This window comes from Citrobacter sp. Cf087 (assembly GCF_030334285.1).
Lineage (GTDB): Bacteria > Pseudomonadota > Gammaproteobacteria > Enterobacterales > Enterobacteriaceae > Citrobacter > Citrobacter freundii.
On record NZ_JAOWED010000031.1, the window covers coordinates 497,597 to 518,895 of the forward strand.

General features: G+C 52.1%; 18 protein-coding genes. 7 read left to right on the forward strand and 11 right to left on the reverse strand.

The window, feature by feature from the left end; translation table 11 throughout:
* Positions 1-10 precede the first annotated feature (10 nt).
* Both ltaE and poxB read right to left on the reverse strand, forming a co-directional pair.
* Entirely contained in the window at positions 11-1,012 is a 1,002-nt protein-coding gene (gene ltaE / locus OGV57_RS18930; RefSeq protein WP_044711367.1) for a low-specificity L-threonine aldolase, read from the reverse strand.
* Positions 1,013-1,048: 36 nt separating this feature from the next.
* Complete coding sequence (gene poxB / locus OGV57_RS18935; RefSeq protein WP_003027264.1) at positions 1,049-2,767, reverse strand: ubiquinone-dependent pyruvate dehydrogenase; 1,719 nt, start codon at positions 2,765-2,767, stop codon at positions 1,049-1,051.
* 153 nt (positions 2,768-2,920) lie between these two features.
* Here poxB and OGV57_RS18940 point away from each other — a divergent pair, with 153 nt between their 5' ends.
* Entirely contained in the window at positions 2,921-3,355 is a 435-nt protein-coding gene (locus OGV57_RS18940) for a DoxX family protein (RefSeq protein ID WP_003840198.1), read from the forward strand.
* A 76-nt stretch (positions 3,356-3,431) separates the two neighbouring features.
* Here OGV57_RS18940 and OGV57_RS18945 read toward each other — a convergent pair whose 3' ends face one another.
* The 5 genes from OGV57_RS18945 to aqpZ form a co-directional block, all read right to left on the reverse strand.
* Positions 3,432-5,045: an FAD-NAD(P)-binding protein gene (locus tag OGV57_RS18945; RefSeq protein WP_032936692.1), complete on the reverse strand. Its 1,614-nt coding sequence runs from the start codon at positions 5,043-5,045 to the stop codon at positions 3,432-3,434.
* 199 nt (positions 5,046-5,244) lie between these two features.
* Positions 5,245-6,213: an NADH oxidoreductase gene (gene hcr, locus OGV57_RS18950; protein ID WP_003027256.1), complete on the reverse strand. Its 969-nt coding sequence runs from the start codon at positions 6,211-6,213 to the stop codon at positions 5,245-5,247.
* Positions 6,214-6,223: 10 nt separating this feature from the next.
* Entirely contained in the window at positions 6,224-7,876 is a 1,653-nt protein-coding gene (hcp, locus tag OGV57_RS18955; RefSeq protein ID WP_286531545.1) for a hydroxylamine reductase, read from the reverse strand.
* A 155-nt stretch (positions 7,877-8,031) separates the two neighbouring features.
* The gene (locus OGV57_RS18960; protein WP_016150624.1) at positions 8,032-8,931 is read right to left on the reverse strand and encodes a LysO family transporter; all 900 of its coding nucleotides are present in this window, start codon (positions 8,929-8,931) and stop codon (positions 8,032-8,034) included.
* Positions 8,932-9,075: 144 nt separating this feature from the next.
* Positions 9,076-9,771, reverse strand: coding sequence for an aquaporin Z (aqpZ, locus tag OGV57_RS18965; protein WP_054528572.1), 696 nt, complete (start codon positions 9,769-9,771; stop codon positions 9,076-9,078).
* A 371-nt stretch (positions 9,772-10,142) separates the two neighbouring features.
* Here aqpZ and OGV57_RS18970 point away from each other — a divergent pair, with 371 nt between their 5' ends.
* Complete coding sequence (locus OGV57_RS18970; protein ID WP_003840210.1) at positions 10,143-11,801, forward strand: ATP-dependent endonuclease; 1,659 nt, start codon at positions 10,143-10,145, stop codon at positions 11,799-11,801.
* On the opposite strand, the gene OGV57_RS18975 is transcribed toward OGV57_RS18970, so the two are convergent.
* Entirely contained in the window at positions 11,798-12,745 is a 948-nt protein-coding gene (locus tag OGV57_RS18975; RefSeq protein ID WP_016150622.1) for a VirK/YbjX family protein, read from the reverse strand. The genes OGV57_RS18970 and OGV57_RS18975 overlap by 4 nt on opposite strands.
* Before the next feature lie 159 nt (positions 12,746-12,904).
* Between OGV57_RS18975 and macA the strand changes: the two genes are divergently transcribed.
* Positions 12,905-14,020 (forward strand): macrolide transporter subunit MacA, encoded by a 1,116-nt coding sequence (gene macA / locus OGV57_RS18980; RefSeq protein ID WP_016150621.1) that lies wholly within the window; start codon positions 12,905-12,907, stop codon positions 14,018-14,020.
* Positions 14,017-15,963 carry a macrolide ABC transporter ATP-binding protein/permease MacB gene (gene macB, locus OGV57_RS18985; protein WP_003840216.1) on the forward strand — a complete coding sequence of 649 codons (1,947 nt, stop codon included), beginning with the start codon at positions 14,017-14,019 and terminating at the stop codon, positions 15,961-15,963. Before macA ends, macB begins: the two co-directional genes overlap by 4 nt.
* A 74-nt stretch (positions 15,964-16,037) precedes the next feature.
* Here macB and cspD read toward each other — a convergent pair whose 3' ends face one another.
* Positions 16,038-16,262: a cold shock-like protein CspD gene (cspD, locus tag OGV57_RS18990; RefSeq protein WP_003036813.1), complete on the reverse strand. Its 225-nt coding sequence runs from the start codon at positions 16,260-16,262 to the stop codon at positions 16,038-16,040.
* Positions 16,263-16,585: 323 nt separating this feature from the next.
* Here cspD and clpS point away from each other — a divergent pair, with 323 nt between their 5' ends.
* On the forward strand, positions 16,586-16,906 hold the full coding sequence (gene clpS / locus OGV57_RS18995) for an ATP-dependent Clp protease adapter ClpS (RefSeq protein ID WP_003036810.1): 321 nt from the start codon (positions 16,586-16,588) through the stop codon (positions 16,904-16,906).
* A gap of 30 nt (positions 16,907-16,936) precedes the next feature.
* On the forward strand, positions 16,937-19,213 hold the full coding sequence (gene clpA, locus OGV57_RS19000) for an ATP-dependent Clp protease ATP-binding subunit ClpA (RefSeq protein WP_003036804.1): 2,277 nt from the start codon (positions 16,937-16,939) through the stop codon (positions 19,211-19,213).
* Between the two features lie 204 nt (positions 19,214-19,417).
* Here the strand turns inward: clpA and OGV57_RS19005 are convergent, their stop codons facing one another.
* Positions 19,418-20,425 carry a phage integrase gene (locus tag OGV57_RS19005; protein WP_049002085.1) on the reverse strand — a complete coding sequence of 336 codons (1,008 nt, stop codon included), beginning with the start codon at positions 20,423-20,425 and terminating at the stop codon, positions 19,418-19,420.
* A gap of 96 nt (positions 20,426-20,521) precedes the next feature.
* A complete protein-coding gene (locus OGV57_RS19010; protein ID WP_048234962.1) occupies positions 20,522-20,821 on the reverse strand; it encodes a helix-turn-helix domain-containing protein in 300 nt (99 codons plus the stop codon).
* 122 nt (positions 20,822-20,943) lie between these two features.
* Between OGV57_RS19010 and OGV57_RS19015 the strand changes: the two genes are divergently transcribed.
* Positions 20,944-21,219 (forward strand): regulatory phage cox family protein, encoded by a 276-nt coding sequence (locus OGV57_RS19015; protein ID WP_071684349.1) that lies wholly within the window; start codon positions 20,944-20,946, stop codon positions 21,217-21,219.
* Positions 21,220-21,299: the final 80 nt, after the last annotated feature.

Genomic DNA, 21,299 nt, shown 5'->3' on the forward strand with positions numbered 1-21,299 from the left:
GCCCATCTCCTTATTGGGTTAAAAAAGTGCGCCAGTGGGCGACGACTTCAGCAAGTTGTTCACGTGATACGTCAAGATGCATCACCAGGCGCACAATCGGGGAGGCGTTAATCAGCACACCCTGCGCTTTCATATATTCACCGAGCGCGGCCGCGTGCTCTTCGCCAACGCGCACAAACAGCATGTTGGTGTCGTGGCGCATGACGTCCGCCCCTGCTTCGCGCAGTTGCTCCGCCATCCAGGCGGCGTTGTCATGGTCTTCCTGCAAACGCGCCACGTTATTTTTCAGCGCATACAGTCCGGCTGCCGCCAAAATACCCGCCTGGCGCATTCCGCCGCCGGTCATTTTGCGCCAGCGAATGGCACGCTTGATGTACTCGTGGCTGCCGACCAGCAGCGAGCCTACCGGCGTTCCCAGACCTTTGGAAAGACAAATGGTGAACGAGTCGCAGTATTGCGTGACATCTTTAAGCTCACAGCCATAGGCGACGACGGCGTTAAAAATACGCGCGCCGTCGACGTGCAGGGCAAGATTGCGCTCCCGGGTGAATTCCCAGGCCTCTTTCAGATACTCGCGCGGCAGCACTTTTCCGTTATGCGTGTTTTCCAGACTGAGTAGACGGGTGCGGGCAAAATGGATATCGTCTGCTTTGATTTTTGCTGCCACTTTGTCCAGCGGCAGGGAGCCATCCGGAGCGGCATCGATGGGTTGCGGTTGAATGCTGCCGAGCACCGCTGCGCCACCCGCTTCGTAGAGATAGTTATGCGCGCCCTGACCGGCGATATACTCTTCGCCGCGCTGGCAATGGCTGAGCAGTGCAACCAGGTTCGCCTGAGTGCCGGTAGGTAAGAAAATGGCGGCTTCTTTGCCAGAAAGCTCGGCCGCGTATTGCTGGAGGGCATTAACGGTAGGATCATCACCGTAAACGTCGTCCCCGACCGGGGCGGCCATCATCTCTTCGAGCATGGCGCGACTGGGTCGGGTGACAGTATCACTGCGTAAATCAATCACGGGCATTCCTTTTTAAGTGAGGTAATGCCCTCTGTTTTACCTGAGCCAGTTAGTTTTCGCCAGTTCGATCACTTCATCACCGCGTCCGCTGATGATTGCGCGCAGCATATACAGGCTAAAACCTTTGGCTTGTTCGAGCTTGATCTGCGGCGGGATCGCCAGCTCTTCTTTCGCCACCACCACATCGACCAGCACCGGACCGTCAATTGACATCGCCCTTTGCAGCGCCTCATCAACCTCTGAAGATTTCTCCACGCGAATGCCCGTGATGCCACAGGCCTCGGCAATCCGCGCGAAATTCGTGTCGTGCAGTTCGGTGCCGTCAGTCAGATAACCACCAGCTTTCATCTCCATCGCCACAAATCCCAGCACGCTGTTGTTGAAGACAATAATCTTCACCGGTAACTTCATTTGTACCACCGACAGAAAATCGCCCATCAGCATGCTAAAGCCGCCGTCACCGCACATTGCCACAACCTGACGTCCTGGTTCGGTCGCTTGTGCGCCGAGTGCCTGCGGCATGGCATTAGCCATCGACCCGTGGTTAAACGATCCGAGCAGGCGACGTTTGCCGTTCATTTTCAGATAGCGTGCTGCCCACACCGTTGGCGTGCCAACGTCGCAGGTAAAGATGGCATCGTCAGCGGCAAAGTGGCTGATCTGTTGCGCCAGATATTGCGGGTGAATGGCTTTATCGCTGGGTTTGGCTAAATCATCCAGCCCTTTGCGCGCCTCGCGGTAGTGCTCCAGTGCTTTGTCCAGGAACTGCCGCTCGGTTTTCTCTTCCACCAGAGGTAGTAGGGCACGTAACGTGGATTTAATATCGCCTACCAGCGCCATATCAACTTTACTGTGCGCGCCAATACTCGCCGGATTGATATCAATCTGAATAATTTTGGCGTCGGTGGGGTAGAACGGGCGATAGGGGAACTGGGTGCCGAGCAGGATCAGCGTGTCGGCATTCATCATGGTATGGAAGCCGGATGAAAAGCCAATCAGCCCGGTCATACCCACGTCATAGGGGTTATCGTACTCAACATGCTCTTTCCCGCGCAGAGCGTGCACGATCGGGGCTTTGATTTTAGCCGCAAACTCAACCAGCTCTTTATGCGCACCGGCGCAGCCGCTGCCGCACATCAGGGCGATGTTGCTGGAGTAGCGCAGCAGTTGCGCCAGTTTTCTCAGCTCTTCCTCTTCCGGGGTGACTACCGGGAGCGGCGCATGATACCAGTGCGTGGTGGCGCTTTCAGGGGCGGGCTTCAGCGCCACGTCGCCGGGTAATACCACCACGGAGACGCCACGGTTGAGCACCGCTTTACGCATAGCTATAGCCAGCACCTGGGGGATCTGCTCAGGGCTGGAGACCAGCTCGCAATAGTGGCTACATTCACGGAACAACTCTTGCGGGTGGGTCTCCTGAAAATAACCGCTGCCTATTTCACTGGATGGAATATGCGCGGCGATTGCCAGCACCGGAACGTGGTTGCGGTGGCAATCAAACAGGCCGTTAATCAGGTGCAGGTTGCCTGGCCCACACGAGCCTGCGCAGACGGCCAGCTCGCCCGTCAACTGCGCTTCAGCGCCCGCGGCGAAGGCAGCAACCTCTTCATGGCGGGTTGGCATCCAGTCAATTGTTCCCATACGATTCAGACTATCGCTCAGACCATTTAGCGAGTCACCCGTTACACCCCAAATGCGTTTTACGCCAGCCTGTTCGAGTGTTTTAGCAATAAAAGCAGCAACCGTTTGTTTCATGGTTTTCCTTCTCCTCTAATGTGATACCGGTTACAAGTTTAGATGAAGATAATCGTTATGCTTCTCATTTCCCCCTTATTTCCGGCAGGTTTCATTTAACCTGTATTAAGCGTAGTTTGTTATTGGACATGGTGAAACAAGGAATAAATTCAAATGGTTATAAAACTATTAAATTCAGTTAACCGAGTACTGACTCACGAAGATTTTGGCAAGTTTTTGTTACGCCTTGCCGTCGGTGGGCTGATGCTGTTTCATGGGCTGCATAAACTGTTTGCTGGTATTGATGGCATCAGCGGCATGTTGATAGCGAAAGGTTTCCCGGGCTTTATTGCGTACGGCGTTCTGCTGGGAGAGGTTGTAGCGCCGTGTCTGATTATTCTAGGCATCCTGACGCGTCCGGCGGCGTTGGGGCTGGCGTTTACGATGGTTGTGGCATGGCTGATGGTCGGGATGGGCGAAACCTGGACACTGGATAAAACCGGTGCATGGGCGATTGAAAGTCTGGTGTATTTCTTCATCGGCGCGCTGGCGGTGGCGTTTTTGGGGGCGGGGCGTTACTCCGTTGCAGGAAATTCTGCCTGGCGATAGTTACCATTTGAGAGTCAATACCGAGGCGGGGGTGCGCTGACGGTTTGCCCGCCTCGTCGTTCAATCTGTCGCTAATCTATATGTCATCACTGTTCCATAGTTTGTGCCGACGTCTCAGCGCTCGCTGCGTCAATGCCCTTGCCATCGCGGCGCCTATTTCAGCGCTGACAACCAGTCCCTGAATAAACGGACGATCGTGCATCAACCACGGCAGCCCGCCAAAAGCGATGCGATTGCGGGCGTTTTCCGGCGCTTGCAGCGTGTAATCTTCGCCGATATCCGGGATCTCATCGCCACAGGCCAGCAGTTGATCGCGTAGCGTTGGGAAAGGGATATCTTTGCTCTGCAATGCCCGTTGCCCTCGGGCGTCAATAAACACATCGAATTCGCTGCGTCGACCGTGGTGGTAAATTACCGTCATTTCCTGCTCATTCGTACGCTCATAATCCGCACCAAGTGTGAGGATCTCAATCAGCCCGGCGTCGTGCAGCGCCAGCAGTCGGCGGACTGATTCAGACGGGATTGCCGCATAATTATCGATAAACACGCGCGCCAGTCCTCGCTTAAAGCGCTTTTCATCAGACTGATCAAGATGTGGGACGATCTCTTCGATTACCTCGTGTAGCCGCAGCAGTGTATAGCGCCACGCGACGGTACGCTGTTCCTGTTTGTTGCGTTCAACTTCAATCAGGTTGCGCTTCGCCCATTCAAAAGGATCGTGCTCAAGCCTGTCGGCAAAGTAGGCCTCGGGGAATGTATCGGCGTTGAGCGTCTCAAGTGCTATCTCTTGGCTCCATTGCGGGGCTGCATCTTGCAGTTGTTGTACAATAATCCGGAAAATGCGGTCCAGTAATCCTTTTTGCCCATGGACAATGACGTCTTCAATTGCTTCAGGCGTTGCGATGTTCAACGATTCATAGGGCAGAGGGCAGTAAAAATCCGCTTCAGGCAGCACACCGCTGCGCGACATTAGGGTCAGCTTCAGGCTTTGGCTGTCGGATTTACAGATAAACTGGAGTGCGTTATCAGCCCCGGTGGTGAAGGCACCGTGTTGGCAGGCCACGGCCATCGCTGCGTCAATCGCGCTGAGCGAAGTGCCGAGAATTCCTACCCGGCAAGCGCTAATCTGGACGTCCATCAGACCGGTCCACGGGCTGGGGAAAAACTTCCGTGTCTGTACATCCGTTTCAGGCCACAGATGGCCGGTGGCGATAGCGGCGAAGTCCACCTCGACAGGCTGTGAAGCATGATTGATCCACAGAGAGACCCCATTCGGGTTTGCGCGCAGGTCGGTGACTTCGCTTGATTCGTTTATGCTAATCGCGAAGCCTGAGCCTCGCGCTTTCTCGACGATAGCGAATAAACGATCGCGATAATAGTCACCGAGGATCACGCGGGGCAAAAATTGCCGTTCATGCAAAGAATTACGTTCAATCCGAAACTGCGCCAGATAGTCATCACTTTGATTCTGTAGCCACGTCAGATAACTGATATAAATCGGTGGGATCTCTATGCTGGCTATATTTGCCAGCATGAAGTCTGCGTTGTTGTCGCTGTTATAAGGCATGCCAACGCCCGCCTGTTCAGCTTGCTCATAAAGCTCTATTTCCAGCGGTTCACCGCGCTCAACCAGGGCATGAAACGTATAAATGCCGGTGGGACCGACGCCGACAATGGCCACTTTTTTCATGGGGATCCTTGTAGAAAGTTCGACGTGGTAGTCCTGGATTATGCTTAATCTGCGAAGTGTAAGTGTGGTCGATAATTTACGGGGGAAGGAGGTATTTTGCCGGGGAGAGTGAAAATATCAGAATTTTGCAGCGTCTGAGAGCATAAAAAAGGCCACCCGGTACAGCCAGGCAGCCTTTTGCACATCAGATACCGGCCAATTACGCCAGCACTAAATCACCCTGCGGATGGCAGGAACAGGCCAGCACATAACCTTCAGCGATTTCTGCGTCGGTCAGCGTCATGGTGCTGCTGACCGTGTAGTTACCGTCAACCACTTTGGTTTTGCAGCAGCCGCAAACGCCTGCACGGCATGCGGCGACAACCGGAACCTTGTTGCTTTCCAGCGCTTCCAGCAGCGTACTGCCCACCGGCGCATAGAACTCTTTCGCCGGCTGTAGCTTAGTAAACTTCAGACCACTGGTGGCGGCTTCGGCAACAGGTGTGAAGAACTGCTCTTTAAAGAAGCGCGTCACACCCAGTGCTTTGACTTCTTTCTCGACCAGATCCATATACGGTGCCGGGCCACAGGTCATCACGGTACGCGAGGTCAGATCCGGTACGCTTTTCAGCAGTTCGGTAGTCAGTCGGCCGGAAACAAAACCTTCGGTGGCATTGTTTTCAGCAACTAATGTCACCGGATATTCACGCCACTCGTCGGCAAAAATGACATCTTGCGGCGAGCGAACGTTAAAGATTACCTGTACATCCGCTTGCGGGCGGTACTTTGCCAACCAGCGACGCATTGACATGATTGGCGTAACACCACAGCCTGCGGCCAGCATCAGGAACTTGTCTTCCGCTTTATCTTCACAGGTGAACTCACCCATGGCATCGGACAGCCAGATATAGTCGCCGCGCTTCACGTCGCGGGTTAGCCACTGTGAACCTGCACCATCGTCAATCCGGCGGATGGTCAACGTAATGTACTCGCTAACGCCCGGCGTTGAGGAAATGGTGTAAGCACGCAGCGTATCCGCTGAATTACGTACGCTGACCAGTGCATACTGCCCGGCGCGGTAAGGATAATAATCGTGGCACAGCAACGAAATTGTCCATACATCCGGCGTTTCCTGATGGATGTGGTGAACCTGCATCCGCCATGGGCACTGATGAGTTGGCATTGTCATTCTTTACTCCTTACGCGCTCAGCAGTTGCTTCATGTCTTCTTCAACGGTGGTCACGGAACGCAGACCAAATTTCTCGTTGAGAACTGCCAGCAGATCCGGTGTGAAGAAACCAGGCGCAGTCGGGCCAGTTACGATGTTTTTCACGCCCAGAGACAGCAGGGTCAGCAGAATAACAATCGCTTTCTGTTCGAACCAGGAGAGTACCAGAGACAGCGGCAGATCGTTCACGCCACAGCCCAGTTTCTCAGCCAGGGTTACCGCCAGGATAATGGCAGAGTAAGCATCGTTACACTGACCGGCATCGACCAGACGCGGCAGACCTTCGATATCGCCGAATTCCAGTTTGTTGAAACGGTATTTACCGCAAGCAAGGGTCAAGATCAGGCAGTCATCCGGCACGCTGGTGGCGAAGTCGGTGAAGTAGTTACGTTCACCACGTGCGCCGTCACAACCGCCAACCAGGAAGATGTGACGCAGTTTTTCACGGCTCACCAGGTCGATCAGGGTATCAGCAGCGCCCAGCAGGGTCTGACGACCGAAACCTACGGTGATCAGGTGCGGAATTTCACTGTACGGGAAGCCAGCCATCTGCTGCGCCTGTGCGATAACCGGACCAAAATCGTCACTTTCAAGGTGGCTCACGCCCGGCCAGCCGACGATGCTACGGGTCCAGATACGGTCGTCGTAGGCGCCAACGGTTGGGTCGATGATGCAGTTAGAGGTCATCACGATTGGGCCAGGGAAGCGGGCGAATTCAACCTGCTGGTTCTGCCAGCCGCTGCCGTAGTTACCGATTAGGTGTTTGAACTTACGCAGTTCCGGATAGCCGTGTGCTGGTAGCATTTCGCCGTGGGTATAAACGTTAACACCGGTGCCTTCAGTCTGCTCAAGCAGGTTGTAGAGATCTTTCAGGTCGTGACCGGAGATCAGGATGCACTTACCTTCGGTTGCTTTTACGTTGACCTGAGTCGGGGTCGGGTGACCGTATTTAGTGGTTTCACCGGCGTCCAGAATGCTCATCACTTTGAAGTTCATCTGGCCGATTTCCATTGAACACTCCAGCAGAGCGTTCATATCGGAAGGCCAGGTACCCAGCCACGCCATGATTTTGTGGTACTGAGCATAGATATCGTTGTCGTACTGACCAAGAACGTGGGCGTGCTCCATGTAAGCTGCCGCACCTTTCAGGCCGTACAGACACAGCAGACGCAGGCCGAGGATATTATCGCCGATGGTCGCTTTGTCTTTATTCGGGGTGAATTCAGCGGCCTGACGTTGCAGGTCGCCCAGATCGTCGCTGACCAGTTGCAGATCGGCCATCGGGTTATCGACGGTGGCGTTAGCGTCTTTAGCCAGGCATTGTGCTTTCAGGGCGTCGCGCATGGCGATAGCTTCACGGGCATAGCCAACAATACGCGGGGAATCGAAGTTTACGTTAGTCAGCGTGGAGAAGAACGCACGCGGCGCAAAGTTATCAACCTCATGGTCGATGATGCCGTATTCACGTGCTTTAACAGCCCATGCAGACAGACCTTGTAGGGAAGCAATCAGCAGATCCTGCAAATCGGAGGTTTCAGCCGTTTTACCGCACATACCCTGCGCGTAAGAGCAGCCGTTTCCTGCCGGAGTACGGATGGTTTGTTCACATTGCACACAAAACATGGTCACACCTTTTAAAGTTATATTTAATATACATGTTTAAGATTATGCCTGTGCGCGTAGGGATAAAAGGGATTTCTGCTACTACTTGCAGGGAGATTGATTTAGCGCAATTTTGGCGGTAGCTGACTACCGCCAGAGAGGTATTTGCCCGAGCGTCAGGCGGAGAAAAACGCCATCAGCAGAGGCACTAACAGACTCAAAATAAAGCCGTGGACGATGGCTGCCGGGACCATTTCCAGGCCGCCGCTGCGTTGTAAAACGGGCAGGGTGAAATCCATTGATGTCGCGCCGCATAATCCCAGCGCGGTAGAGCGGCTGCGGCCCACCATTCCTGGAATCAACATAATGGCGATCAGTTCACGGGCCAGGTCGTTAAAGAAGGCGGCACTACCAATTACGGGTCCGAACGATTCGGTCAACAGAATACCGGACAGGGAATACCAGCCAAAACCTGATGCCATCGCCAGCGCGGTTTTCAGCGGCAGACCGAGGATCAATGCATTGATAACCCCCGCCAGCATCGAACTGGCGACGACGACGACGGCTACGATCATCCCCCGACGGTTCAGCACAATTTGCTTTAAGGTCATACCGCTGTTGCGCAGTTGGATCCCCACCAGGAACAGTAAAAAGATTAACGTATATTCGCTGGCTTCGGTGGCATGCTGCAGAATGGGAAGCCCAGTGAGGCCGAGCAGGAAACCGATGACGACGACGCCGCAAAGCTGGAGCGACTCAAGCGCCATTGCAATTCGCGAGGGGAGTTTTTCTTGCTTGTGGTTGTGTCTCCAGGGCAGCGAACGCTCCAGCCAGAACAGCGCCGCAATATTACACAGTATAATGACCGTCACGCTGACCGCAGAATAATGAAGAATAGCTAACAGGTTGCTGGCGAGATTATCCAGAAACGCCAGGCTAATACCCATAAAAAAGAGAATAAGGTAGACGATCCAGCTCAACAGGCGATTGATAAGTTGTAATGCAGTCCTGTGCCGGAGCGGAATAAGGTAGCCCACAATAAGGGGAACCAGAATGATTAACAGCCCTGAAAACATGAAAACCAGATCCTTGCTGAGAAGTAAGACGAAATGCGCTAGCACACACTACTCAAAGCAAAGAGGGGAGTAAAGTTGCAAATAAAAGGAAATATAGAGAGGATAAAAAAGACCTGACTTGCGCCAGGCCTTTTTTGTTAGCGATTAATCGCGTTTTTCCAGCAGAGTGCGGTAAATAAGGCCGCCGAGTACCCCACCGATAATCGGCATACCCCAGAAGAACCACAATTGTTGCAATGCCCAGCCGCCCTGGAAAATGGCTACTGCGGTACTACGTGCCGGGTTTACGGAGGTGTTGGTGACTGGAATACTGATCAAGTGGATCAAAGTTAACGCCAGACCAATTGCGATAGGTGCAAAACCTGCCGGAGCATGTTTATCGGTCGCGCCGTGGATCACTAATAAGAAGCCTGCGGTCAGAATAATTTCAATGACGACGGCAGAAAGCATGGAATAACCGCCTGGTGAATGTTCACCAAAGCCGTTTGATGCAAAACCACTGGCCGTTGCATCAAAACCCGCTTTACCGCTGGCAATAAGATACAGTGCCGCTGCTGCAACAATACCGCCTACAACCTGAGCAATAACGTAACCAATAACATCTTTTGCCGGGAAACGACCGCCAGCCCATAAACCGAAGGTTACCGCCGGGTTAAAATGCCCACCTGAAATATGACCCACGGCGAATGCCATGGTTAATACGGTCAGGCCGAATGCCAGCGCGACACCGGCAAATCCAATTCCCAATTCCGGGAATGCGGCTGCCAGCACTGCACTACCGCACCCACCAAAAACGAGCCAAAACGTACCGAAGAATTCAGCTGCTAATTTCCTGAACATAACCACCTCAATTAAAAGTTCCGGGTTCGTATTCCTTGCCCGGTAATTCATCGCTAAAAGGGACGATGATGAAAGAGCGGGTATTTTAGAAAAAAATATCATCCCTTCGCCAGTTAAATTGATGAAAAAATTTGATTTAAGGCAATATGTTGCGATTCCTTTTTGAATCTTGGGTGAATGAAGCATAGTCCAATTAGCGAAAGGACGATGATTAAGTTCTGAAATTATATTCAGGAGAAAACATAAGAAGAATATTCTTATTTTTTTTGCTTTTGCGATTCACGCCAGATTGATATCGGGTGTCCTGAGCCCCCGCTTGCCGTTATACTCCTGATAACTTGAAGGAAAAAGTTAGCATTTCCGGAGGCTATATGATTCTCGAACGCGTTGAGATTGTTGGATTTCGTGGTATTAACCGTCTGTCGTTGATGCTGGAGCAGAGCAACGTGCTGATTGGGGAGAACGCGTGGGGTAAATCCAGTCTGCTGGATGCCTTAACCCTGCTGCTGTCGCCGGAGCCAGACTTGTATCATTTTGTCCGCGAGGATTTCTGGTTCCCGCCGGGCGACATACAGGGCCGGGAACACCACCTGCACATTATCCTGACGTTTCGTGAATCCCAGCCGGGGCGTCACCGGGTACGTCGCTATCGCCCTCTGGAAGCCAGCTGGACGCCGTGCCAGGATGGCTATCACCGCATTTTTTATCGTCTGGAAGGCGAGTGTGCGGATGACGGTAGCGTTCTGACCTTGCGCAGTTTTCTTGACGGCGACGGCCATCCATTACCTCTCGATGACATTAACGATCAGGCGCGGCATCTTGTGCGCCTGATGCCTGTACTGCGTCTGCGCGACGCGCGATTTATGCGCCGGATCCGCAACGGTACCGTGCCGGATTCGGCGGACGTCGAAGTCACCGCCCGCCAACTGGATTTTCTGGCGCGTGAGCTGGCTACCCGACCGCAAAACCTGACCGACGGACAGATCCGCCAGGGGTTATCGGCCATGGTGCAGTTGTTGGAGCACTATTTTTCCGAGCAAGGGGCTGGCCAGTCCCGCTACCGTCTGATGCGCCGTCGCTCCAATAACGAACAACGGAGCTGGCGCTATCTGGACATTATTAACCGCATGATTGATAAACCCGGCGGACGTACGCATCGGGTTATTCTGTTGGGCCTGTTTTCGACCCTGTTGCAGGCCAAAGGCACGCTGAGGCTGGATAAAGACGCCCGACCTTTATTGCTGGTGGAAGATCCGGAAACGCGTTTACATCCCATCATGCTTTCGGTGGCCTGGCACTTGTTGAATTTACTGCCTCTGCAGCGAGTGGCGACAACCAACTCCGGTGAACTGTTGTCCCTTACTCCCGTGGAACATGTTGTTCGTCTGGTACGTGAATCATCCCGCGTTGCCGCCTGGCGGCTGGGGCCGGGTGGGATCAGTGCAGAAGATGGTCGGCGAATCGCATTTCATATTCGTTTTAATCGTGCGTCATCGTTGTTTGCCCGCTGCTGGTTGCTGGTAGAAGGCGAAACGGAAACCTGGGTTATTAACGAACTGGCCCGTCAGTGCGGACATCACTTTGATGCAGAAGGGATTAAGGTAATTGAATTCGCCCAGTCCGGTCTTAAGCCGCTGGTTAAATTCGCCCGCCGGATGGGTATCGAGTGGCATGTGCTGGTCGATGGTGATGAAGCCGGGAAAAAGTATGCGGCCACGGTGCGCGGTTTGTTGAATAACGACAGAGAGGAAGAGCGCGATCATTTAACCATGCTCCCCGCGCTGGATATGGAACACTTTATGTATCGCCAGGGGTTTGCTGACGTCTTTCACCGGGTGGCGCAAATCCCGGAGAACGTGCCCATGAATATGCGCAAAATTATCTCCAAGGCGATACATCGTTCGTCAAAACCGGATTTAGCCATTGAGGTAGCGATGGAAGCCGGGCGGCGCGGCGTTGACGCAGTGCCAACGCTGCTGCGAAAAATGTTTTCCCGCGTGCTGTGGCTGGCACGCGGCAGAGCGGATTAGTGGTGAAACATCGACGACAGCTGCGAATGGATGCTGTCCAGTAGCTGATAGCGGCGGCGGTATTCTGCGCGTTTTTTGCTGGCAATATCCGCCTCGCTTTTTCGCGCCAGCGTGCGCGGAATATGATAGTACCCGTGTCTGTCGCACTCGCCGCCAACCGATTCCCAAAATGCGTTGTAGTCGGAATGAATTACCTTATTTTTATCGTGGTAGCGTTGGCTGCGAAAGATATGCTGTTCATTGCTGACTGCCATAACATTATCGATATTCAATCGCTCTGCTAACCGGCAAATGGCTTCCATTACAATACGTTTTGGGAATATCCCGTGACAAGACTTGGTCGCTTTTTGGATTGCTTCGTGAGGAAGTTGCGCATTGCCCTGCACACCGCCAATAAATAATGTACTTTTGCCATTATATTCGCAGAACGTAAACGTCATTTTAGTCAGTACGTCGCCGTCGCCATTTTGCACCTGAATAGTGCTCTCTCCCTCTTTATCCAGCACCGGGAACATCATCATGGTTACGGTAAATATATCGCCATCTTTGCCTTCAATTTGCGCCAGTTGTAAGCCGTCATTGCTTAATAAGGCGTTAAATTCTGCGGGTAAAAATGCATGGCGGATAACATTATAATGAAAACGCACCGCGTCTAAACGCATTTTACGGGTGAAGTTTGCGGCAAGGTAAGGACGATGCAAACGCACCGGCAATCGGGGTTGGTGGGATAGCAGGTTTTCAAGATCCGGCCATTGGGACAGTTCTGTCATCCATTCCTGGGTGAGGCGAGGTATCAAGAGTGAGCGCCAGATAAACTTACGACGAAAGCTCCGCTTATCCCAGCAATGTGCGGGACGTAAATGACCGCTGCTCAGGCTGTAAAAAAGACCAAAGCTGGTGACGGGTTTGGTGGAAAGAAAAGTGCTTTCAGTTAGTTGACTCATAATATAAATCCGATTGATACCCTGGTACTAATTTCAGCACAGCGGATCTTAACCATTCATCAATAACTCTGTTATTCTTGCGCTTTTCAACGGCGATTTATTTAACGTTGATGTTTAGCACTCCACTCTGGTGGACGTATTGGGGGAATTGGGACATTTATGAAGCTCAAGGGAAAAATCAAAAAACGCTATTTTCTGTTCGCCATCATCCTTATTGTGGCGGTAATTGCACTTTGGCGAACGCTTAATGCGCCTTTACCTCAGTATCAAACATTAATTGTTCGTCCGGGCGATCTGCAGCAAAGCGTGCTGGCTACCGGTAAACTGGATGCGCTGCGTAAAGTTGACGTCGGGGCGCAGGTCAGCGGGCAGTTAAAAACGCTGTCGGTCGCGATTGGCGATAAAGTCAAAAAAGATCAGTTGCTCGGCGTAATCGATCCTGAACAGGCGCAAAACCAAATCAAAGAGGTTGAAGCGACGCTAATGGAATTGCGCGCCCAGCGTTTACAGGCAGAAGCTGAGTGGAAACTGGCGCGGGTGACGCTTTCCCGTCAGCAACAGCTGGCAAAAACCCAGGCCGTTTCACAGCAGGATCTCGACACGGCGGCCACCGAAATGGCGGTCAAACAGGCGCAAATTGGCGCAATTGACGCGCAAATTAAACGTAATCAGGCTTCTCTCGATACGGCAAAAACCAACCTTGATTACACCCGCATTGTCGCGCCAATGGCAGGCGAAGTAACGCAAATTACTACCCTACAAGGGCAAACCGTTATTGCCGCTCAGCAGGCACCTAATATTCTGACGCTGGCGGATATGAGCACCATGCTGGTAAAAGCGCAGGTTTCTGAGGCTGATGTAATTCACCTGCAACCTGGGCAAAAAGCCTGGTTTACCGTACTGGGCGATCCGCAGACACGCTACGAAGGCACGCTGAAAGATGTTCTTCCGACGCCAGAGAAAGTGAATGATGCGATTTTCTACTATGCCCGCTTCGAAGTTCCCAATCCGAAAGGGATCCTGCGTCTGGATATGACCGCGCAGGTCCATATCCAGCTCACTGATGTCAAAAATGTTCTGACGATCCCGCTGTCGGCACTGGGCGATCCTATTGGTAACAACCGCTATAACGTCAGGCTACTGCGTAACGGCGAAACCCGCGAACGTGAAGTGGTTATCGGCGCGCGGAATGACACCGATGTGGAGATCGTGAAAGGGCTGGAAGAGGGTGATGAAGTCATTACAGGCGAGGGCAACGCTGGAGCTGCAAAATGACAGCATTGCTTGAACTGAGCCATATCCGCCGCAGCTATCCCTCAGGTGAAGGCCAGGTTGAGGTGTTGAAGGACGTATCCTTGAGCATTCAGGCCGGGGAAATGGTGGCGATTGTCGGGGCGTCGGGTTCGGGTAAATCGACGCTGATGAACATTCTCGGCTGTCTGGACAAACCTACCAGCGGTACGTATCGGGTTGCCGGACGGGATGTCTCCACGCTGGATAGCGATGCGCTGGCACAGCTGCGCCGTGAGCATTTCGGCTTTATCTTTCAGCGCTATCATTTGCTGTCACATTTAACCGCGGCGCAAAATGTCGAGGTGCCTGCGGTCTACGCTGGCACCGAGCGTAAGCAGCGCCTGGCGCGTGCGCAGGAATTACTCCAGCGGCTGGGTCTGGGCGACAGGGTTGATTATCAACCTTCTCAACTTTCCGGTGGTCAGCAGCAGCGGGTCAGTATCGCACGTGCACTGATGAACGGGGGACAGGTTATTCTTGCCGACGAACCCACCGGTGCACTGGATAGCCATTCCGGCGAAGAGGTGATGGCGATTTTGCATCAGCTGCGCGATCGCGGACACACGGTAATTATCGTCACGCACGACCCGCAGGTTGCCGCACAGGCCGAGCGGGTCATTGAAATTCGTGACGGCGAGATTGTGCGCAATCCGCCGCCACAGAAACCCTCTGGTGGACGCGATATCGCGGAGCCAACGGTGAAAACGGCATCCGGCTGGAGCCAGTTTGTCAGCGGATTTCGTGAAGCGCTTACCATGGCCTGGCTGGCAATGGCTGCGAATAAGATGCGAACGCTACTCACCATGCTTGGGATCATCATCGGTATTGCTTCTGTGGTGTCGATCGTGGTGGTAGGCGATGCGGCTAAACAACTGGTACTGGCAGATATTCGCGCTATTGGTACTAACACCATTGATATCTATCCTGGCAAAGATTTCGGCGACGACGATCCGCAATATCAACAGGCATTGAAGTATGACGATTTGACGGCGCTACAGAAGCAGCCCTGGGTCAGTTCGGTAACACCTGCAGTGTCGAAGAACCTGCGGTTACGCTATGGCAATATCGACGTTGCTGCCAGTGCTAACGGCGTTAGCGGCGACTATTTCAACGTCTATGGCATGACATTTAGCGAAGGGACCACCTTTAACGCCGAGCAACTGGCGGGGCGCGCTCAGGTGGTGGTGCTCGACAGTAATACCCGGCGCCAGTTGTTCCCCAATAAAGCGAAAGTTGTCGGCGAAGTCGTGCTGGTGGGAAATATGCCGGCCACGGTAATTGGCGTTGCAGAAGAGAAACAGTCGATGTTCGGCAGTAGCAAGATCCTGCGGGTCTGGCTGCCCTACAGCACCATGTCCGGACGAATTATGGGGCAGTCGTGGCTGAACTCGATCACCGTGCGAGTAAAGGATGGTTTTGACAGTGCCCAGGCCGAACAGCAACTGACCCGACTGTTGACGTTGCGCCACGGTAAGAAGGATTTCTTCACCTGGAATATGGACGGTGTCTTGAAAACCGCTGAAAAGACCACACGTACATTACAACTCTTCCTGACGCTGGTGGCGGTGATTTCGCTGGTGGTTGGTGGGATTGGCGTGATGAATATTATGCTGGTTTCGGTAACCGAACGAACGCGTGAGATTGGCATTCGTATGGCGGTAGGCGCGCGTGCCAGTGATGTGCTGCAACAGTTCTTAATTGAAGCGGTGTTAGTGTGTCTGGTTGGCGGCGCGTTGGGCATTAGCCTGTCGATGCTGATCGCCTTTACACTTCAGCTATTCCTGCCGGGCTGGGAAATTGGATTCTCACCCGTCGCGCTGTTGACGGCGTTCCTGTGTTCGACTGCAACCGGGGTGTTGTTTGGCTGGCTACCGGCGCGGAATGCGGCACGTCTGGATCCAGTAGATGCTCTGGCGCGGGAATAATGCCACAGAGATAAAAATGCCAGCCGCAAAGGCTGGCATTTTGACTGCAGGATGTACACAATGAGACAGAAGAGCTATGCGACAGCTTCTGCTTCAATGACAGGCACGATGACACTGGCATGATTGCCTTTTGGCCCCTGGTGGACATCAAACTGGACAGACTGTCCGGCTTTTAGCGTTCTGTAACCATCCATCTGAATGGTGGAATAATGGGCGAAAATATCTTCGCCGCCGCCTTCGGGGCAAATGAAACCAAACCCTTTGGCGTTGTTGAACCACTTAACAGTACCCGTTTCCATACTTCGACATCCTTCGTAAATCTTATATAAGTAAGATGGAATGAACCGGTGGCGGAGTGGGGGCTGTTCAAAACCTCGCCAACTCTCGAAACTACAATTTAGAGAAATCAGGCGGGGCGTCAAGCGCCAGGCAGACAGAATAGGGTAAAAATGCATCAAAATTTGAAGCAGTTAACGCTATTGTCGGTTATGTGACAGATGTCGCGGATGGCACTAATAGATGATAGTTATCTAATACTTGAGGTAGATTGATTGTGCGCATAGGCTGCTTGTCAGCGGCAAGATTTTCTGCCGGAAACCGTAACTGAAGATGACGACTGACAATGGGTAAGACGAACGACTGGCTGGATTTCGATCTGCTGGCGGAAGACAAATTGCGCGACGCGCTAAAACCGCCATCTATGTATAAAGTGATATTAGTCAATGATGATTACACTCCGATGGAGTTTGTTATTGACGTGTTACAAAAATTCTTTTCTTATGATGTAGAACGTGCAACGCAACTGATGCTTGCAGTTCACTATCAAGGCAAAGCGATTTGCGGCGTGTTTACTGCCGAAGTGGCTGAAACCAAAGTAGCGATGGTGAACAAATATGCGAGGGAGAACGAGCATCCGTTGCTGTGTACGCTGGAAAAAGCCTGAATGCAGGCATAAACATTGGGGGAGGTGCCTATGCTCAATCAAGAACTGGAACTCAGTTTAAACATGGCTTTCGCCAGAGCGCGCGAGCACCGACATGAGTTTATGACCGTCGAGCACTTGTTACTGGCGTTGCTCAGTAACCCGTCGGCCCGCGAAGCGCTGGAAGCGTGTTCTGTGGATCTGGTGGCGCTCCGTCAGGAACTCGAAGCCTTCATTGAACAGACCACACCTGTATTGCCTGCCAGTGAGGAAGAGCGCGACACGCAGCCGACGTTGAGTTTTCAGCGTGTACTGCAGCGTGCGGTCTTTCATGTTCAGTCCTCCGGACGCAATGAAGTTACCGGCGCAAATGTGCTGGTTGCTATCTTCAGCGAGCAGGAATCTCAGGCGGCTTATCTGCTGCGTAAGCATGAAGTAAGTCGTCTTGATGTGGTGAATTTTATCTCTCATGGCACGCGTAAAGATGAACCCAGCCAGTCTTCTGACTCTGGGAATCAGCCAAATAACGAAGAGCAAGCTGGCGGGGAGGACCGTATGGAGAACTTCACGACTAACCTTAACCAGCTTGCCCGAGTGGGCGGAATTGATCCGCTCATTGGCCGGGACAAAGAGCTGGAGCGCGCCATTCAGGTACTGTGCCGTCGCAGAAAAAACAACCCGCTGCTGGTGGGAGAGTCTGGTGTCGGTAAAACCGCCATTGCCGAAGGCCTCGCCTGGCGTATCGTCCAGGGTGATGTGCCTGAAATCATGGCTGATTGCACCCTTTACTCCCTGGATATCGGCTCGCTGCTGGCAGGCACTAAATATCGCGGTGATTTTGAGAAACGCTTTAAGGCGCTGCTGAAACAGCTGGAACAGGATACTAACAGCATTCTGTTTATCGATGAGATCCACACCATTATCGGTGCGGGTGCGGCATCGGGCGGCCAGGTGGATGCGGCTAACCTGATCAAGCCGCTGCTCTCCAGCGGTAAGATCCGTGTTATAGGCTCCACAACCTATCAGGAATTCAGCAATATCTTTGAAAAGGACCGTGCGTTAGCGCGCCGTTTCCAGAAAATCGATGTCACTGAACCATCGGTAGAAGAGACCGTGCAGATAATCAATGGTCTGAAGCCGAAATACGAAGCGCACCATGACGTCCGCTATACCGCCAAAGCGGTGCGTGCAGCGGTCGAACTGGCGGTGAAATACATTAACGATCGTCATCTGCCGGATAAAGCGATTGACGTGATTGATGAGGCGGGCGCGCGTGCGCGTCTGATGCCGGTCAGTAAGCGCAAGAAAACCGTCAACGTGGCGGATATTGAGTCCGTGGTGGCCCGCATTGCGAGGATCCCGGAGAAGAGCGTATCGCAGAGCGATCGCGACACGCTGAAAAACTTGGGCAACCGTCTGAAAATGCTGGTATTCGGACAGGATAAAGCCATTGAGGCGCTGACTGAAGCGATCAAAATGAGCCGTGCCGGGCTGGGACACGAGCATAAGCCGGTCGGTTCGTTCCTGTTTGCCGGACCAACTGGCGTCGGTAAGACCGAAGTCACGGTGCAGCTCTCCAAAGCCCTCGGCATTGAACTGCTGCGTTTTGATATGTCCGAGTATATGGAACGCCACACGGTCAGCCGTCTGATTGGTGCGCCTCCAGGATATGTCGGTTTTGACCAGGGCGGTTTGCTGACTGATGCTGTTATTAAGCATCCGCATGCGGTACTGCTGCTGGATGAAATCGAAAAAGCGCACCCGGATGTCTTTAACCTGTTGCTGCAGGTGATGGATAACGGCACGCTGACCGACAATAACGGGCGTAAAGCGGATTTCCGCAACGTGGTGCTGGTCATGACCACCAACGCTGGTGTACGTGAAACTGAGCGTAAATCGATTGGGTTGATTCATCAGGACAACAGTACTGATGCGATGGGCGAAATCAAAAAAGTGTTTACGCCGGAATTCCGTAACCGTCTCGACAACATTATCTGGTTCGATCATCTCTCTACCGAGGTGATTCATCAGGTTGTTGATAAGTTTATCGTCGAGCTTCAGGTTCAGCTGGATCAGAAAGGTGTCTCTCTTGAAGTGAGTCAGGAAGCTCGTGACTGGCTGGCAGAGAAAGGCTATGACCGCGCAATGGGCGCACGCCCAATGACGCGTGTTGTCCAGGATAACCTGAAAAAACCATTGGCTAACGAACTTCTGTTCGGTTCGCTTGTGGATGGCGGTCAGGTGACCGTTGCGCTGGATAAAGAGAAAAATGAGCTGACCTATGGTTTCCAGAGTGCACAAAAGCACAAGCCAGAAGCAGCACATTAATCTTTAATCACCTAATGAGCCGGGCGTAATGCCCGGTTTTTTTTCGCCTGAAAGTAAAGATTTGAATTGGGGAGATTCGGAGAGTTTAAACGGCAGGCAAAAAATAAGCCTGCGTAAGGGCGTTTTTCATGGTAGGTAACATGGGCTTTCAGCGGTGCAATGCGGGTTTGCGCGGCACGCAAGACCACTGAAAGCCATAATAAACTACCCTACTGTGGACACAGTGTGGACACTCTGGGAGTCAACACCACCACGTAGCGGATTGAGTGAAACAGCATCCTGAAGATACTCCGGGGCAAAGTGCGCATAGACCATTGTCTGCTCTATCCGTGAATGTCCCAGTATTCTCTGCAAGGTGATGATACTCCCGCCGTTAATCATAAAGTGGGTAGCAAAACTGTGACGCAATGCGTGAGTTGCTTGCCCGTCCGGTAGATCTGGTTTTACATCTTTCATTGTCCGCCTGAATTTCGGATATGAGGCATCAGGGAACAGATAACCCTTACCCGCAATCATTACAGCAACTTCCTCAGAGATAGGGACAGTACGCGGTTTGTTCGTTTTTGTTTTAACAAACGTAACCCGATTCTGTATTACGTTCTCAGCTTTCAGTTTCGCGGCCTCACCCCATCGAGCGCCGGTACTTAAACAAAGAATTGCGATTTTCTTGTTGTCCCCGTCAAGATTGGCAAGCAACAATGTTATTTCTTCCTGCGTCAGATAGCCGGTTTCTGGTTTCTGCTCCTTGAGCTTTTTCATCCCTCTGAAAGGGTGTTCACCAAAAAATAGTTCCGCATCAATTAGTGCCGTAAACATGCCACTTAGGCAGGTAAGGTCGCGGTTTATACTGGCCGGTTTTATGCCTTGCCCTCTGCGAGTCATGCTGTACTGGCTAATAAGAGCTTTGGTTATCTGAAACGCGCAAGGGTCATCAGTGATCCGGGTAAAGATTTCAATCTTACCCAAATTGGATTTACCGTGTTCTTCATGCTTGCCTTTCAGATCCCACCAGACTTTTGTTAATTCAGACAGATGCCGCTTATCTGTCGGTTTAGCCAGCCATTCTTTATCGTGATGGTTGTATTGAGTGTGTTTCTCAAAAGCTACAGCCTCACTTTTCTTGTCAAATTTCCTGCGGATGCGCTTTCCGTTGCGCCCTGCAGGTCTGATGTCCACTTCGTATCGACCATCATCGAGCTTTTTAATAGACATAAAGCCTCCCGATGATGTTACTGCTTACTTCAATTTCCTGATTTAAATAACAAAAACTCTTAGTGCATTTACTACACAAATAAACGCCGTAAATGGTTAGCCAGTTTTCTGGTCGGAGTGGGGAGATGTTGTTGTCTGCTGCCCAAAGTGCGCGAGAGCCGGTGCAATCTGCCCAGCTTCTGGTGATATTTGTTCAGTCATAAACCAAAGGGTGTATTTGCTGAAACGAGGATGTTGAAGAATTTTCATGGCGACGTCCGTCGGGGGGATCGTTCTGCCGCTTTCATAATAGGTTAATGAGCTATAAGGAACTCCAGTAATTTCAGAGAATTGCTTCCTGTTTAGCCTCTCTGACTCACGTATGAGAGCCAGCTTTACACTGATTGCTGTTGACATGTTATCGAGATCCTCTAATAATCACGACATCTTCTACTATGTTTCAAGTTTTTCTAAGTTTCATTAAGGCACATTAGAGAACATTGAAACCCATTGGTTAGATCTAGATGAAAGGTTAACAGATGAGTAAACAAATTGTCAGTAGTAGTGATGCCGTCCCCTATCAAGAGTTTGCCAAGCTTATTGGTAAGACCCCTGCAGCAGTAAGAGGAATGATTGAAAAAGGGAAATTACCGGTAGTTGAAATGACAGATCCACAATCGACATCAGGTCGGGCAGGAGAATACTGGGTTTACCTACCAGCCTGGAATAATGGGATGAGACTTGCCTATGAAAGTCGCCCGAAAGAAATTCGTGAAGGTTGGCTGATGTGGCTTGGTTTGGGTGGACGGGCATAAGGAGGGAAGTTTAATGAAAGAGCCTCGCTGTATCGCTCAATTACTGCGTAATGAAAGTCCGCGCCCTATGACGTTCAAGA

What these genes read in the sequence shown, in the direction of transcription:
- poxB (WP_003027264.1), bottom strand. Translation starts at nt 2,767, where the DNA reads ATGAAACAAACGGTTGCTGCTTTTATTGCTAAAACACTCGAACAGGCT.
- OGV57_RS18940 (WP_003840198.1), top strand. Translation starts at nt 2,921, where the DNA reads ATGGTTATAAAACTATTAAATTCAGTTAACCGAGTACTGACTCACGAA.
- OGV57_RS18945 (WP_032936692.1), bottom strand. Translation starts at nt 5,045, where the DNA reads ATGAAAAAAGTGGCCATTGTCGGCGTCGGTCCCACCGGCATTTATACG.
- hcr (WP_003027256.1), bottom strand. Translation starts at nt 6,213, where the DNA reads ATGACAATGCCAACTCATCAGTGCCCATGGCGGATGCAGGTTCACCAC.
- hcp (WP_286531545.1), bottom strand. Translation starts at nt 7,876, where the DNA reads ATGTTTTGTGTGCAATGTGAACAAACCATCCGTACTCCGGCAGGAAAC.
- OGV57_RS18960 (WP_016150624.1), bottom strand. Translation starts at nt 8,931, where the DNA reads ATGTTTTCAGGGCTGTTAATCATTCTGGTTCCCCTTATTGTGGGCTAC.
- aqpZ (WP_054528572.1), bottom strand. Translation starts at nt 9,771, where the DNA reads ATGTTCAGGAAATTAGCAGCTGAATTCTTCGGTACGTTTTGGCTCGTT.
- OGV57_RS18970 (WP_003840210.1), top strand. Translation starts at nt 10,143, where the DNA reads ATGATTCTCGAACGCGTTGAGATTGTTGGATTTCGTGGTATTAACCGT.
- OGV57_RS18975 (WP_016150622.1), bottom strand. Translation starts at nt 12,745, where the DNA reads ATGAGTCAACTAACTGAAAGCACTTTTCTTTCCACCAAACCCGTCACC.
- macA (WP_016150621.1), top strand. Translation starts at nt 12,905, where the DNA reads ATGAAGCTCAAGGGAAAAATCAAAAAACGCTATTTTCTGTTCGCCATC.
- macB (WP_003840216.1), top strand. Translation starts at nt 14,017, where the DNA reads ATGACAGCATTGCTTGAACTGAGCCATATCCGCCGCAGCTATCCCTCA.
- cspD (WP_003036813.1), bottom strand. Translation starts at nt 16,262, where the DNA reads ATGGAAACGGGTACTGTTAAGTGGTTCAACAACGCCAAAGGGTTTGGT.
- clpS (WP_003036810.1), top strand. Translation starts at nt 16,586, where the DNA reads ATGGGTAAGACGAACGACTGGCTGGATTTCGATCTGCTGGCGGAAGAC.
- clpA (WP_003036804.1), top strand. Translation starts at nt 16,937, where the DNA reads ATGCTCAATCAAGAACTGGAACTCAGTTTAAACATGGCTTTCGCCAGA.
- OGV57_RS19005 (WP_049002085.1), bottom strand. Translation starts at nt 20,425, where the DNA reads ATGTCTATTAAAAAGCTCGATGATGGTCGATACGAAGTGGACATCAGA.
- OGV57_RS19010 (WP_048234962.1), bottom strand. Translation starts at nt 20,821, where the DNA reads ATGTCAACAGCAATCAGTGTAAAGCTGGCTCTCATACGTGAGTCAGAG.
- OGV57_RS19015 (WP_071684349.1), top strand. Translation starts at nt 20,944, where the DNA reads ATGAGTAAACAAATTGTCAGTAGTAGTGATGCCGTCCCCTATCAAGAG.